General features: G+C 40.8%; 10 protein-coding genes and 1 riboswitch. All 10 genes read right to left on the bottom strand.

Annotation, left to right across the window (positions count from 1 at the left end; translation table 11 throughout):
• Positions 1-10: 10 nt before the first annotated feature.
• The gene (locus HMPREF1535_RS24325; RefSeq protein ID WP_007654242.1) at positions 11-610 is read right to left on the bottom strand and encodes a porin family protein; all 600 of its coding nucleotides are present in this window, start codon (positions 608-610) and stop codon (positions 11-13) included.
• Between the two features lie 172 nt (positions 611-782).
• Positions 783-2810 (bottom strand): RagB/SusD family nutrient uptake outer membrane protein, encoded by a 2028-nt coding sequence (locus HMPREF1535_RS24320; RefSeq protein ID WP_046147908.1) that lies wholly within the window; start codon positions 2808-2810, stop codon positions 783-785.
• Between the two features lie 20 nt (positions 2811-2830).
• Positions 2831-6019 carry a SusC/RagA family TonB-linked outer membrane protein gene (locus tag HMPREF1535_RS24315; protein ID WP_052716786.1) on the bottom strand — a complete coding sequence of 1063 codons (3189 nt, stop codon included), beginning with the start codon at positions 6017-6019 and terminating at the stop codon, positions 2831-2833.
• Positions 6020-6421: 402 nt separating this feature from the next.
• Positions 6422-7432, bottom strand: coding sequence for a FecR family protein (locus HMPREF1535_RS24310; protein ID WP_052716785.1), 1011 nt, complete (start codon positions 7430-7432; stop codon positions 6422-6424).
• A 72-nt stretch (positions 7433-7504) separates the two neighbouring features.
• Positions 7505-8095 (bottom strand): RNA polymerase sigma-70 factor, encoded by a 591-nt coding sequence (locus HMPREF1535_RS24305; protein ID WP_046147971.1) that lies wholly within the window; start codon positions 8093-8095, stop codon positions 7505-7507.
• 261 nt (positions 8096-8356) lie between these two features.
• A riboswitch (cobalamin riboswitch) is annotated at positions 8357-8557 on the bottom strand.
• Between the two features lie 40 nt (positions 8558-8597).
• On the bottom strand, positions 8598-9644 hold the full coding sequence (locus HMPREF1535_RS24300) for a carbon-nitrogen hydrolase family protein (protein ID WP_046147906.1): 1047 nt from the start codon (positions 9642-9644) through the stop codon (positions 8598-8600).
• An 11-nt stretch (positions 9645-9655) separates the two neighbouring features.
• A complete protein-coding gene (locus tag HMPREF1535_RS24295; protein WP_161799513.1) occupies positions 9656-11710 on the bottom strand; it encodes a heparinase II/III domain-containing protein in 2055 nt (684 codons plus the stop codon).
• A gap of 66 nt (positions 11711-11776) precedes the next feature.
• Entirely contained in the window at positions 11777-12280 is a 504-nt protein-coding gene (locus HMPREF1535_RS24290; protein ID WP_046147904.1) for a DoxX family membrane protein, read from the bottom strand.
• A 22-nt stretch (positions 12281-12302) separates the two neighbouring features.
• Positions 12303-13841 carry a Gfo/Idh/MocA family protein gene (locus HMPREF1535_RS24285; protein WP_007654247.1) on the bottom strand — a complete coding sequence of 513 codons (1539 nt, stop codon included), beginning with the start codon at positions 13839-13841 and terminating at the stop codon, positions 12303-12305.
• A 152-nt stretch (positions 13842-13993) separates the two neighbouring features.
• On the bottom strand, positions 13994-15739 hold the full coding sequence (locus tag HMPREF1535_RS24280; protein WP_046147903.1) for a RagB/SusD family nutrient uptake outer membrane protein: 1746 nt from the start codon (positions 15737-15739) through the stop codon (positions 13994-13996).
• Between the last annotated feature and the right edge of the window lie 9 nt (positions 15740-15748).

Genomic DNA, 15748 nt, shown 5'->3' with positions numbered 1-15748 from the left:
CTGTCTGTTATCAGAACAGGATAGCGGCTGTCACCGACCATCCGCGGTTCTTGGCATTCAGATCATATTTTTCCGCACTGTAATTATCAGTCAGTCCCAGGCCATAGTTTATACCGACCTGCAAATGGCTGATCAGTTCCACACCTGCACCAAAATTAAGACCGGCACTAAAGTTTTTCGCTTTCACCTGTCCTACTACACTTCCGGGAATCTCCCAGAATTTATCGCCACCTACACGGAAACCGATATACGGACCGGCAGCCAGATATCCTTTAATGATAGGCAATCCGAATTTCCATTTCAAATTCACCGGGACATCGATATAATCTGTTTTCACATTCGTGGAAGTTCCTGTCTCCGATTTCACATCCATCCCTTTCTGTGAATAGAGGATAGCCGCATCCAACCCTACTCCAATCAGAGGAATCGTAGTCTCGATCATCGGACCGATCTGGAAACCAGTCACATTATCCGCTTTCAGAATATCTGAATTCAAATGAACGGACGATATATTCAAACCGCCTTTTACCCCAAACTTCAACTGGGATTTAGCGGGAACAGCAATAAATGCCATCAAAATAATCAAAACTAAACCTGTAACCTTTTTCATATTGCCTGTTTTTTATAAATACTATCTGCAAATAAACGCACTTTTCCAATAATAAACAAGAATAAACATGAAAGGGTTTACTTACATAATAAATAAAGAAAGCATAAACTCAATGTAATTTTCATTCACATCAGAGCTTATGCTTCCCTAAAAAATGATCTAATTTATTTTATCATTCACTTTCATTCCAGCCTGGATTCTGTATCAATGCAGGGTTCAAAGCGATCTCATCCGTGGGGACACAATATAAATAGTACTTATCTAACCAACCGTAACCGGAAGATACAGGATCCGGATAACGATAAATAAATCCGGCACCGGTGCGTGGCGCCGTTTCATTTTCACCGACAGTCTGATATTTAACGATATAATCTGCATTTCCGGATAAATCTGTACATGTTTCATCTATCCACATACCTTTCTGTTGACGGTTCACATACCATTTCGCACATTTCCAACGACGAACATCGTAGAAACCAAAGCCTTCACCCATCAATTCCACCATACGTTCACGACGGATTTCCCATAGTACCGGTTCTATTGATTTTCCGGAATCGTCGGTACCTCGCTTCGGATCGAAACTATCATTAATATCAGCTACTCTCATAACAGCCACTCCAACACGTTCGCGCAGCTTGTTAATCGTACGATCTGCAATTTGCTGATCAAATTCACCCAATTCATACTTACATTCTGCATAGTTCAACAAAATTTCCTCTATTTTAAAAATAGGCAAGTCTGTACTATTCAAATTTGCCGATTGGTTTCTATCCCAGTTATTATAACATTTCCAGAAATAATAACCACTGTTACAAGTCTGAAAAGCCCCATTCGTTCGGGTCGCATTGCTCAGGTGAGGAGCTTCATTCATAGGAGCATCTCCCCAGTTCTGTGTTGGCAAACGTTTCATACCACGATTCAGATCACCTCCGAAAGGCAATGTCGCAGTTGAAACAGATTGTCCGTGATTAGCACCAAAAATATCGATAAATTCACGATCTTCCGGATTATTCGTAAAGAACCAGTTTTTATCGGCAGGAATACCTTCCTCCTGATAACCTCCCAATTCCGGATGGGCCGTTGCCTCAGTTTTTGACAAGACTCTGAAAGGCGGCATTACAACGTGCCATAAACGCGGATCACGATTACGGAACACTGCATGGATATTTCTATTTTCCGGTCCGAACTGATATTGCGCAGAATTGGAAATAGTTTTCCCATCCTGACACAAATACATATCCACCGTATGCTGCGGCATCTCATAATTATGTGCAGCAATATGCTCATAATCACTAAAACGATGAGGATTGACTTCGCCAACAATACGCTTAAAGAAAATAACACCCGGTACACCTGCCAAATCGCGAGTTGTCCACAATTCTCCATAGCCCGCTCCAGGAACAGGTTCACCTTTGTCATTTTTAGCAACACCCTGATAAAGGGTCGGATAATCAGCCATCAACAATTCGGAATATTTGATACAAGCCTGTAAATACTTCTCAGCATCTCCCAAACCATGATATTTTCTCCATGTCCCTTCACGTAAACCAAAGCGGGAGAGCAGCACGCGGATACAATCACGAGTCACTGGATTATCCCCGTCTTTATCCGAACTGCCTATATTTTCCTCCGCCCATATCAATCGTTCCAGGATATTTGAAGCAACCTCATCCCTCGGAGTACGTGCCATAAAACGTTCTTCCGAACTATCTGTAATAATTTCATCGACCCAAGGCACATCTCCAAAACGACTTATCAGTTCCATATACCAATATGAATGAAAGAATAAACCTACTGATTTCCAATGACTGACTTCTTCTGTAGAAAGTACACCGTCTTCCAGATGTGAAAGCATAATATTGATACGGCGAATAAATTGAAAGTCCCAACCGTTACCGGATGCAGAAGGAGAAACACCCTGAAACGCATAACTATTATATCCGCCCTTCTGCCCCAGATAACCGGCCCAAAAATCTCCACGATAAATAGAATTCGCTCCATATCCATTCACTGCAGTCTGGATATTTGTATTATTAAACATCTCATAACAAGGATACATAAAGTACCGATAGTTATCATAAGATAGAAATGAGTTTTCCTCTGTCAGATCCGTCTGTGGATATTTTTCCAGGAAATCATCGTTGCACGCTGTAAAGACAATCCCAATTATTGTCAATAATCCTATAATCAGTTTTTTCATTGTATTCGTAGTTTTATTAATTAGAAAGTAACATTTAAACCAAACGATATTGTACGGTAAGCCGGATAACTCCAACTCAACGTTTCAGGATCGAAACCTTTAGGCAAAGAAGAAAATGTCAATAAATTCTCCACATTCGCGAATAACTTCAACTGCTGTACCAGAATCGGAGTAAGCCATTGTTTTGGGAACATATAGGATAAAGAAATATTCTTCACACGTAAATAAGCTCCACTCTGCATATATTTATCAGAGATACGTGAGTTAGATCCTACGGAATTGGCTACTGTATAATCATAAATACGCGGCAGTTTAGCATCCGGATTTACAGGATTATAATTTCCGTTAGCGGCATCAATCGGCGACCAATAATCAGTCTGATTATAATAAACAGGTTGATAAATAGCATCTGTAGGACCTTGTGCTCCAAATGGGAAGATGGCAGAACCACCTAACCAAACATCACGTTTACCAACACCTTGCAGCATAATATTCAAGTCAAATCCGGCATAATTTACACCGATATTCGCACCTAACTGATAACGCGCACTACTATTTCCCAGAATCTTACGGTCACCCGGATCTTCTATAGTTCCGGCACCGGCAGTAATCATATTCTCCGTACCGTCTGCATCACTCAGGTTTTTATACTTGATATCCCCCGGGCGCAAACGACTAGTATATCCGTCGATACCCGTCACGCCTTCTTTCAATTTCCAGCTAACAGCATCCTGAAAATCGTCAATTGTATAAAATCCATCGGACTCATATCCCCATATCTCACCGATATACATGCCTTCACGATAACGTTTCCCATCCTGAGCATCGTTTCTGTCATAGAACAATCCGGACGTATTCTTATATTTTGTCACTTTTGTACGGGCATCAGCAATATTAAACCCAACAGAGTAACCAACTTTACCGATCCGATCTCTCCAGGAAATAGCTAATTCCCAACCATTTGTGCGAATATCAGCTGTGTTCTGATAAGGAGCGCTCGCCCCTACTATTGCCGGTAGCTGTTCACCCGGAGCCAACATTCCGGTTGTATTACGCTGGTACCAATCAAACGATCCCCGCAGACGGCTGCTCAAAAATGCCCAGTCAAGACCAATATCTGTTGTCGCTACGTCCTCCCACGTAAAATTAGTACGTACCAGAGACGGAACGCCAATTATATTCACAGCGACATCGTTATCCAGCCATATATTCTTAGTTTCCAATGTCATTGACGGGGTATACAGATAAGGCTTAATATTTTGATTGCCTATTACCCCCCATGATGCACGGACCTTTAGTTCATCTAGCCAATTCTGTGTAGCTTCCATAAAAGATTCACGCCCTAACTGCCATCCTAAAGAAACCGAAGGGAAGAAACCGAAGCGGGATTCTTTCGGAAATTTGGAAGAGCCATCATAACGCCCGTTCACTTCCACCAGATATTTATTATCATAATTGTAATTCAGACGAAAGAATGCACCCCGAATCGTATATTCCGAATATTTATCAATCAGTTTTGTCAATGTTTTATCAGTCGTCCCCCCTAATGAAGGGACTTCCGGTACAGCCTGATTATAAACAATGGCTTGTACTTCTTCATAATAACTTGACTCCTGATTAAAACCCGCCATCACTTTAAAGTTATGCTTCTTAAATGATTTCGAATAATTTGCATATATATTAAAGGCGTTGTAGTCAGTGAAGTAATGCTTCTTTTCGTTACTATCCTGATTGACATTCCAACGTGGTGTTTCCTGAAGATCAATAAACATCGTTTTTGCATCATAGAAATCATACAAGACATCGTTCTTATCAAAAGTATATTCAAAAACGGCTTCCAGATCTGCAATCGGCTTGAAAATAGATTTCAGGAAAATACGTGGATTAGTAGTAACTGTATTCTTGTTATTATTATATAATATACTATTCAAAGGAGTATTAAAAGGCAGGTTCTCTTTATCCGGAACTCCATAAATATCACCCGATGTTCCATTCGGGTGATAAGAAATTAAACGGGTTGTATATAAATTACCGCCCGAAGGCATAGATTTCGTTCCTTTTGAATACTTAATATCAACAACTTGTGTAAACCAGTTTGTCACATCAGCCGACATAAAGGCTCCCACGTTCAGACGCTCGTATTTATCGGCAGAAGTAACAAGCGGCCCATCCTGCGACGTATATCCTCCAGAGAAACGATAACGAACTTTATCCGTACCGCCGGAAGCCGATAAGTTATGATTCATAACAAAACTTGATTCCATAAAAGCTTTATACGGATCCTTTTCGTTCAGATAATACACATTTCCGTCATCACCTTTATACAGACCATCGTTCACGATATTGAAAGCACCCGGATTAGCTTTATATTCCTGAAGATATTGTTTCCACTTGGCTACATTCTGTTTTCCAGCCCAATAAGAGTCACTGAAACCTGCTTCCAAATACATCTTAAAATAATCATCTAGAGAAGCCTGTTGCGGCAAGTTTATCGCTGTTTCAAAACCTATATTATTATTATAATTCAAACTAAACTTCTCACCTTTCTTGGGTTGCTTAGTTGTAATAATAATAACACCACCTGCGGCACGCGCTCCGTAAATAGCAGTTGAAGCAGCATCTTTCAATACAGAGATAGCGTCGATATCATTCGGATTAATCATATTTAGATCACCTTCTACGTTATCAATCAGTACCAAAGGACGAATCACTTCACCGGATCCTAAAGAAAAAGCGTCTCGGATCTGCATTTTCTTGTCCGTTCCACCAGGTTCGTGATTTCCTGAAATAAAAAGTCCCGGGACTGCTCCTTGTAAAGCCTGTGTAGTATTAGCAAGTGGACGGTCACCCAGCACTTCATTCATTTTTACCTGTGAAATAGCTCCTGTCAGATTTTCTTTTTTCTGCACACCAAAACCAACTACCACAACTTCATCCAAAGCTTGTGCATCCTCTTTCAGTTCGATATTGACAGAAGATGATGCGACCTTAATCGTTTGCTTTTCATACCCGACATAGGAAACTTCAATCACTCTGGACGTTCCTTGAAATTCGAGTGTCAGTTTACCTTCCATATCGGTAATACCTCCATTTGTTGTTCCTTTTTCAACAACACTGGCGCCAATAACCGGCCCCAAAGCATCGAAAACAGTTACCGTTACCCGCTTATCCTGATGTTGTTGGGATACACCGGATGTTCCAGGTTTCATAGTGTTTGCTTTGTAAATGATAATTCGCTTATCATTTACAACAAAATCAGCATGCTGATTTTTCAAAGCTGCTTTCAAAATAGTTTCTACTGAGTTTTTCTCTAGATCGACAACGACACGTTCATTCAAATTCAGATCTTTATCACGAATCAAAAAAGAATAATCAAACTTCTTTTCGATCAGATCAAACAAATCCTGTAATGTCGTACTTTGTTTCTGCACGGATAAATAACAGGATTCTAACTCCGTAGCAGAAATTGATTCTGCGACTATCGGCAAGCCCGTAAACATACAGATAGCCACAAAATACTTTCCACTTCTTTTCAAATTGGTTAATTTCATGAATTTCAGATTTAATAAATTACTATTCAGTCTAACAAATTATATTCTTCATTGTATCAATCATTTATCACAGATCACAAACACATTTCCATTCTGATCCCATCTATATTGTTTTTCCACATCTATTTCACGCAAAACATCATATATCGTATGCTCGGAAGTAAAGCTTCCTGTAAAGGCTTCCTCACGCAAAGACTTACTTTCTATTACAATCTTTACATTATATCTTCTCTCCAAATCTTTCGCCAATATACCAAACGGTACTTTTGTAAATTTCATTTTCCCATTTACCCATTCACAAACATCATCTGCATTTACAGGTATCTTCTCCAGTTCTTCATTAACCTTATTATAGCTTAATTTCTCATTCGGTTGTAACTCAATAACTTTCTGATTCGAACCATTTAACGAAACGTCTACTCTACCTGTTCGTAATACAACATTTACCAGATTTTCATCCTCGTATGTTCTAACATTAAATGTAGTCCCCAATACTTTTACATTGAGGCTCTCCGATTTTACAACAAACGGTTTCAAAGAATCCGGCGTTACTTCAAAATAAGCTTCTCCTTTCAAATAAACTTCGCGGAACTTATCTGAAAAATCTTTATTATAGGAAAGAGATGATCCGGCATTCAACCATATTACAGATCCATCGGACAGAGACACTTTAGATCGTGCCCCCAACGGAGCAGATGTTTCAAAACAAATATTCTCCTGATTTTGCTCATGTATTGATATACCCGCATAATAAGATAAGCCACCTATGGCTAACATCACAATAACAGTAGCAACTATTTGTAACCAGGAATGAGCAAAAGAAATTCTTTTTGAAGAAATACGAGGTTCTTTATCCATTAATTCTCCAAAATGTTTTTGAAAGTTAGCCTCAACCCGGGAAGAGAAATAGGGTACATAAGAAATGGCCCACCAGTCTGACATTTCCGAAAAAAGCCGCCGGTTCTTTTTATCAGTCTGCAACCAATGATAAAGTTCTTTTTCTTCAAAATCTGTCAGATCACCCAAAAAATGACCCAATATAATTTTTTCTATATGTTCTGTATTCATCATATTTTCTAAATAAATCCATATCTACATAAATATATACGCAGTTTTTTTATAAACCGTTTATGTAAAAGTGAATTATTTTTGAAAAATATCGAACAATAAACAAACAACTGGGTATAAATCGCCTAATAGCACTCTTAATTTTGATAATCCTTGTTTAATCTGTACACGGACTGTACTGGAAGAAATATTTTTCATTCGGGCTATTTCCTCATATGTTTTATTATAATACAGATGCTGGATAAAAATCTCCCGGCATTTCTCAGGGAGCTGATCAATAGCCTTACTGATTTGATTCGCTAACTCTTTATTTTCCAAACATGCCAAAGGAGAAGAATCCAAATAGACTAATTGTTCATAAATCTCAACTGTATAATCTTTTATATCAGAAACAGCAATTTCGTCCAAACGCTTCTTTCTGTAATAACTTAAACACTGATTTTGAACGGCACGTACCAAATAAGCTTTGATCGGATAAAATAATGACGAACGGTTATTCCATACATTCAAAAATACGTCATTTACAATTTCTTCTGCCATTTCCGGTTTATATACATATTTAACGGCTACAGCACATAAATAGACATAATAAGTTGAATACAATAATTCAAAAGCTTTTGTATCCCCATTATTTACACGTTGTATGACCTCTTTTTCTATATTCACGGACCTCTTCTTAATCGAATCAGACAACAAACATAAATATTTTATCTCTATATTTTATTTTTTGATTAACTTTTTATCCGGACAAAAGAAAGCATGGACCACCGACGGAGCTCATCCCGTCAACCGAACCATGCTTCTTTTCCTAATTATTATGGCAAAATAATTAAAAACAGACCTTAAAAGGACAGCAAACAGGAAATGGAATAAGAATAGAAAGACATCGGATGTCTTGTTTTTCTCTTCCGGCCTTTCCTCGAAGCCGTCGAAATAATATGCCTTGCAGGTCTTCTGACTTACTTCCGGAGTGAACGCCTTCCCAACTTTTCAATTAAAAAGTCAGTGGCAAAGTTTGCTCACCCGTTATGAAGCTCACAGCAGCGGGACTGTCCGGGATTCACACCCGGTTCCCTTTTAATCCTTACCCGCGGATACAGGCTCGGAACAATGCATAGCGCAAATATAGAGATATTTTTACATCTTATGGTAGCAGATCCTATAAATTTTATTTATTATGTTTACGATATTCATCTATTGCGTCTTTCGCCGGAGCTTTAATCAATTTTTGTTCACGAACTGCACGGGATTGATTGAAATAATCATCCAATAACTGAATATCAAATTCATCTATCATCCGGTCTGCTGAAATCGAATCATGTTCACTGGTGATCATCACTGCCCCTATACGTCCGGGATCAGAGATAGAAACAAGATCACCGTACTTTCTTTTCAAAGCGGTCAATTTCTCCCAGTTATTATCGAGATGTACCAATTTACGGTCAAGGTTGACTGTAGCCACAGCATAATTATAATAGTTCGTACTTGAGGCGACCATCTCTCCCAATGGGTTACGTATCTCCGACGGAGCATTCAGAAAACCATAGGCACAAACAAAATAAGCCTGACAGGAATAAGCCCATTTGCTTTGTTCCAAACCTCCGTGATACATTGATGGAAACAAAATTATGTCCGGTTTTTGCTGAGCATACCGTTCCCTCAACTCATCAAAATTAAGATCGAAACAAACAGCACAAGCAACAGTCCCGAAATCACATAGCAGGAGTTCTGCTTCATCAGAAGGCATGATCTCATTCATTTCCTGGATAGTAGGAAAATTCTTATTATATATACCGGCTACTTTTCCACGTCGGTCAAGCAGTATACATGAATTCCACCAGCTTCCGTTTTCTTCCCTTTTGGTTCCAAAAGCAATATAACAGTGATTATCTTTTGCTACCGAAGCCAGGTAATCCTTTACCTGATCTTTCCTTACTTTATAATATTCAAACTGCTCTGCCGTAGTTAATCCGGAAGGACGATCGCATGCTTCCGTTAATAATATCAGATCCGGCTTATGTAATAACACTTTTGACAACTGCCTTTGCCAGTAATCGATCATCTGATCGACCATTTGCTGATAACTCATCTGATTATTTACGGAAACCGCAACCCCTCCACCTCCGATAGTGACTATTTTCACCGGATTCTTTGCCCGGGCTGCCAACACGACTGTAAAAACAGTTATAAAAATCAGGTAAACAGAATGTTTCATCTTCTTTCAGGTTATTTATGTTCCTCAATCACTGCAGGTGTACCATCTAAGGAAAACAGAATTTTCCAACCGGCAACGGACGCCCCCAGTCTGCCATTTTCTTTAATCAATAGTGCCTCATCGGGTGTTATTTCCGGAGAACCGGCATCATCGACAAACAACACATGCAGGAAATAATCTTTCATCTGCTTGACAGCCGGTGAAACTTCCAACCGCCAGGCACCAGTTTGTATCTGGGGTTTCGGCCAGCAATTCTTATTTAAAGGGTAATTGATGCCATTCACCCAGGCCTCTTTACCTTCTCCACCTATCAGTTCCAACCGGGCATTTTCAGGATAAAGGGTAAAACTTGTCAATCGCCCTCCTCCGTTCTCTGCTACCATTCGATTCTCAACTACTTCCGGTTCATGAACCGTATGAAGCAAGAAACGTTTTTCAAAATCCTTCCTGGTACTTTCTACGCGATCGAAAACGACTATTACAGGACGGAATGTTGTATTTCTCCGCAGGTAAATAATCTCCCGCTGTGCAAGGCTGACCCTTTCCCGGTCATAGGCTTTAGTTGCATCTCCAACAGCATAAGTATATTCATCTGTCTCCCGGCACAATGTGATTCCATCCAAATGAGCATGGCCGCCGGGCAGGATATCAGTCAGCTTCGTCGGTTCCTCTTCCCGGTAAGGTTGTCCCCCGTCATTGGATACCGAACGGCCATATACCTTATATTCCTGTTCTGGATCAAATACAATAATCCCGTTATGGGCAATTGTACGGGTAAAATAATTACACCAGTGCGTACTTCCGTATCCGCCGTTTTCACAACCTTCATCATACATTCCGGAATCAATTGCCAGGGGTGACTTATAGTGGATCGTGAACGTATTTTCATCCCGGTGATGATGATTCGCCGAATAGAAAGGGACAGAACGGAACTGAAGCAAAGTTGTCTCTTCATCCCAACGATCCCGTGCTATAACAACTCCGGCATTTCCAAAATCCCGACTCAAAGGTAACGGTATTGTTTTATCATCCGGTGCAACCGGCCTAACGCTCTTATCGGCATACAAGATTCGGGCGAACGGATCTTTTGTCGGTTTGGCCAGCCAAGCTGCATAGGGATTTTTATAGATTCCGGCAGAAATATACAATAGTTCCTGTTCATCCTGCAAGTCGGTATCAACCGAGTAAGCGTCCCCCGTATTCGCGAACAAACCGTCTCCCTGCCGTCCGTATATCCAGAAAAGAGGTATTTCTGCCTGCCAGGGGAAATACACACATTCATTCGTAGCACTTGACATGACACTGTGCGTTCGTCCCGATAAATAAGGAGCACTGTAATTCCATCCCATATGATAGCCGCCTTTCTCTGTGATCCATCCTTGTACAGGAAAATACCCCCGAACCCAATGTTCACGTATCTCCAGTAATTTTTCTCTCAGCTCCGGTTTATCCGTAACCAAAGCCAGCAATCCGGTCAGCAAAGAAAAATTACCCCAGCGTGAATGTCCGCCAACATAATCCGCATAAGCCGAGAAATGCCAGTTCGTGTCCAAATGATCCAGTATTGCCTTTTCAATAGCCAGTTTCTCCCGGACAGTCAGAAAATGGTACAACCAATCATAGGCTACAGCCAGCGACATTAATCGTCCGCGGTATTCATCGTCATTTCCGACAGGACCGTCGTCCACCATCACCTGTACCCATTCTTTTACCCATCGGATATAGTTTTCATCTTCCGTCACCACAGCTACAAACGCCATATTACGCCCGATATCCCAATGTTTGAGATACCTTCCCCTACCCAACACCTCCGGAGAGAATTGTAAGGTCTGTTCTTTAAGATAAGACAATAATTCACTCCACTCCTGCCTGAACTCACCACGAACACGTTCACGGATAACCGGTAAATCCGTATCACGAAAATATAACCTGGGATGTCCCGGGTAAACTTTCACCCGGGAGGTATCCGAATGGATTATTACCGACGGTATTTCTTTTTGCCCGATCGTATACCCCCATTGTCCATACGCATCCGTAAAAGGGAAAACGGAAAATATTCCTATCATCCCCTTTATTCCGGTCCTTATATATCGATGTACCTTGCTCTTCATTCTTGTTTGAATTTAGAATTATTACAACCTCCTTGCCTCCTGTTTGAATCTGAACCGCCGGACAAAATAATCAAGTCCTGTGATATGGCTGGAAGGGAACCAGCAAAGCAGAAACAAAGCAGCCATTTCGATCAGATTCTTATTTACGACCCAATAACTTCCCTCTACATGAACATTTACTCCCAAGCTTGCAAACGGGGGATAAGCCAGATAATAGAATAACAGTAGTACGATCCCGAATATCTTACAATATCTGGAACATATTCCCAGAAACAATCCCAACCCCAGCAGAATCAGCCCCCATTCATTCATCAAATCCACACAACGCAGTACGGTTTCCGACTCAGTCATGCTTTTAAACAAGGGAGCAAACGGACCTGTCGTATTTTGTAAATAGGCTTTGGCAGTCCAGCCCGGAGTATAAAATTTGATCAATCCTTCATACAAAAAATGCCAGCCGATCAATACACGTAACAACGTAAGAGCCCATAACTGGCCTGTTGAATATTTTATTTCTTTTTCCATGATATATCGATTGATAATAAGTTTATTCGATTATGACTTTCTCATTCACTTTATCCCAATGAACAGGTCGCCGGTGTTCATAAGCCAGATTTGCCAGATTAAAAGTGACCGCCTCTTCGAACCCGACATCGATCCCACAACTGGTAGTTCCGAATCCTCGAATAGCATCGATCCATTCTTTCAGATGCAGGAAAGTGGCGTCAATGACTTTCCCGTCGATATAGGTCGGACCATAACCACTTTTCAGGTAAGTCTTGGCCGTGGCCGAAGATATTGCGTCCACATCAGCACACGGTTCGTAATAATACATGGGATCGTCTGAGCTTATCGCATGTTCTTTGTATCGCTCCGAGTAAGTATCCTTATACATCATAATCGCATTATCTATATCCATTGTCACCTCCGAGCCCAAAATATGGGACTGACGATAAATTCCACTTTTCAGCGTACTGTCATATGTCATGGTGAGTCCCCTTTCCGGATAGGTAAAGATTGCACTGAACAAATCCGGCATATCTCCGTGTCCTTTATAATAATATTGTCCGCCTAAAGCTACGACAGTATCCGGTATCCCTAGTTCCAACACCTGATTAACACAATCATATTTATGGGTAAAATCATTTCCGGTAACTCCGGTCCCGTAATCACTATATCGCTGCCAGTTAAAATATCGCTTCGGGTCAAACTCAACCCAGGGAGCTTTACCCAGAAATTCTTCCCAATTAATTGTATCCGGATTACCCAAATGGTCAAATTCCCTTGTCCGTATCCAGGCACCATTCAGATCATTCTTGTTGGTATATGTCTGCACCAATGAAACGACTCCTAATGCACCTTTTCTATACAGTTCATTAGCTATCTTGAAACTCATTTGCTGACGATTTTCGTGTCCTAACTGGAAAATAACACCTGTCGATTTAATCACTTCCCTTAACTCCAAAGCCTCCTCAATGGTGTGTGTCATCGGTTTTTCCAGATAGACATGCTTTCCCGCTTTTGCAGCATCTATAGCAATCCGGGCATGCGTATGGTCAGGAGTAGCAATAATTACAGCATCTATTTCATCACTGGCTATCATCTCCCGGTAAGTAGGAAATACTTTAGCCGGCCTATGTTCTCTTTTATCACCTCCCCGCCGTACTTTATTCAATGATATCTCATATCCTCTTTTCGCATGAGCATCGAAAGTATCACAAACTCCGGCAAAATCGACGTACAAGTCCTCCTCATCCAACAGATCCTGAAGCCTTTTGGTATACTTACCATTAATCGTATTATCTTCCACATACTTCGAAGAGACAAAACCCAGAGAATTCAACAGCTGATCACCACGCCAACCATTACCGATCACACCAAACCGAACAACATTACTGTTATTTCCCGTAGGAGGTCTTAACTTATCTTCCGGAGCAGACAGATGGTCTATTTTCAAGGTAGAGAGATAATCGTTCTGTATCCTTTCCAGTTCTGTTGTAATATTACCTTTTGCTCCAACTGCAAAATAACCCAAAAAGGGAACCGCAGCCATACCTTTCAAAAAATCTCTTCGATTAGTTTTCATGGTCTCATTCTATTTTCTAAATTAGATAATCTTTATTATTTTCCGGCCATAGTGATTCCGGATAAACTATGTTCCGGTCCCCTCACAACGGGACCGGCGACATAGCTTCCCCAATATATCAGCGTATCACCCTAATAGATTTATTATAAGCCTCAGTTAGTCTGCCAGCCCGGATTCTGCTTCAAATTCGGATTTAATACGATCTGAGATTCCGGGATCGGATTCAGATAATCTCTCTTCAGATCAAACCTGTATCCGTCAGGAAGCGACCCTTTGAACGGATCGAGATATCCCTTTTCATCAACCGGATAAAAATCCGTGAACTGATTAGCCTTAGCACCTTTTGGTCTTTTACCAACAATCAGCTCCTCCGCGGCAGCCCAACGGGCTATATCATCCCACCGGAAACCTTCGGAAGCCAGTTCCACACGCCGTTCTCTCCTGATTTCATTGATAACAGGAGAAAGGGAAGGAAAGTCCCATTCCGGGTCAGATACAATTTCCGATATAATTAAATTAGGCATCCCTACCCGGTCACGGAGTTTTTTAACGGATATATCAATGTCATTCTGTGTAAGTTCACCAAGTTCTGCTTTGGCTTCCGCATAGTTCAGTAACACTTCCGCATAACGATATACGACAGAAGGAGTTTCTTCATAATTCAAACTATGATATTCCATTCTCGGATCATATCCTTTACGCAATACATAACCGGAAGGTGCATTAAACTTCGTATTCGTATTGACCTGGTCATATACGTCTTTCCAGTAAGTCGTACTTGTCTCGTCAATCATCCAGGGAGCCTCCGGCGTAAATATAGTCTGTTTAAACCGGGGGTCACGATCCTGCATTTCATCCATCAATGTATTATCTCCTTGATACAAAGGACTTACTTTGATCGGTTTCCCATCTTTACACAGATAAGCATCCGCCAGATCTTTCGTTATCGATTTATCATTAGGATATTCCAACTGATAGTTCTTATTGTTATTGATATTTAAAGCCGTCGAGAACTTTTTCCACAACAGAACCTCCGGATTGGACGAATAATCCCGTTGAGCGAACAAATCATTATAATCCTTCTCCGGGTTCCCTGTCGAATAGATTTCAAATAATCCTGAATTCATAACCAGGGTAGCTGCTTCAACCGCTTTTCTCAGATATTTCTCCGGATTGGATTCCTGTGCCTTGAAGTCGTCATTCGCATGATATTTCTCCCAGGTTCCTTCATACAGGGCTACTCTGGATTGAACTGCCAACGCCATCCATTTATTGATGCGTGACACACCATCGGTTTTCAGGTCAGACATCAGGAAAGCCGCAGAATCAAGATCCTGAATAATACGGTCGGCAACCTGATTGCGAGGTGTACGGGGTTCATACAATTCCGGGGAATCCGTATTCAACGTCTTTGTTATTACCGGCACATCCCCGAATGTCTGTAACAACTGGAAATAAATCAACGCACGGAAGAAATAAGCCTCTCCCACATACTGTTTGTAGCTATTGAAATCGCTTTCACATTTATGGTAATTATCAAAAAAGTAATTTACAGATCTTACTTCCGAAAAATCCCAACGGACACGCCCTTCATAACCGACCGTACGACTTCCCATCAAACGGGGATCTATCAGGCTGCCGATGATCATATTATCACTATTGAAATCATCACCTCCACCCCGATATTTGGTTCCCAGTACCGGTCCATAATACACAGGCAATAATGCATTCGTATAAAACTGGTTCACATAAATCTCCATATCAGACGGTTGCTTGAAAAAATCGGCAGAAGAGACCTCGTCCAAAGGACGTTTCTCCAACAAATCATCATTACATGCCGTAAAAGCCAAAGCAACCAGCAAAGAGAAAAATATAATTGTCAATTTATTCTGTTTCATAACTCTGTA

Origin of the sequence: Parabacteroides goldsteinii DSM 19448 = WAL 12034 (assembly GCF_000969835.1) — a bacterium.
Classification (GTDB): Bacteria; Bacteroidota; Bacteroidia; order Bacteroidales; family Tannerellaceae; genus Parabacteroides; species Parabacteroides goldsteinii.
This window is presented reverse-complemented; position numbering and strand designations above follow the sequence as displayed.

Coding starts and splice junctions, on each gene's coding strand:
- HMPREF1535_RS24325 (WP_007654242.1), bottom strand. CDS start 610: ATGAAAAAGGTTACAGGTTTAGTTTTGATTATTTTGATGGCATTTATT.
- HMPREF1535_RS24320 (WP_046147908.1), bottom strand. CDS start 2,810: ATGAAAAAACTGATTATAGGATTATTGACAATAATTGGGATTGTCTTT.
- HMPREF1535_RS24315 (WP_052716786.1), bottom strand. CDS start 6,019: ATGAAACCTGGAACATCCGGTGTATCCCAACAACATCAGGATAAGCGG.
- HMPREF1535_RS24310 (WP_052716785.1), bottom strand. CDS start 7,432: ATGATGAATACAGAACATATAGAAAAAATTATATTGGGTCATTTTTTG.
- HMPREF1535_RS24300 (WP_046147906.1), bottom strand. CDS start 9,644: ATGAAACATTCTGTTTACCTGATTTTTATAACTGTTTTTACAGTCGTG.
- HMPREF1535_RS24295 (WP_161799513.1), bottom strand. CDS start 11,710: ATGATAGGAATATTTTCCGTTTTCCCTTTTACGGATGCGTATGGACAA.
- HMPREF1535_RS24290 (WP_046147904.1), bottom strand. CDS start 12,280: ATGGAAAAAGAAATAAAATATTCAACAGGCCAGTTATGGGCTCTTACG.
- HMPREF1535_RS24285 (WP_007654247.1), bottom strand. CDS start 13,841: ATGAAAACTAATCGAAGAGATTTTTTGAAAGGTATGGCTGCGGTTCCC.
- HMPREF1535_RS24280 (WP_046147903.1), bottom strand. CDS start 15,739: ATGAAACAGAATAAATTGACAATTATATTTTTCTCTTTGCTGGTTGCT.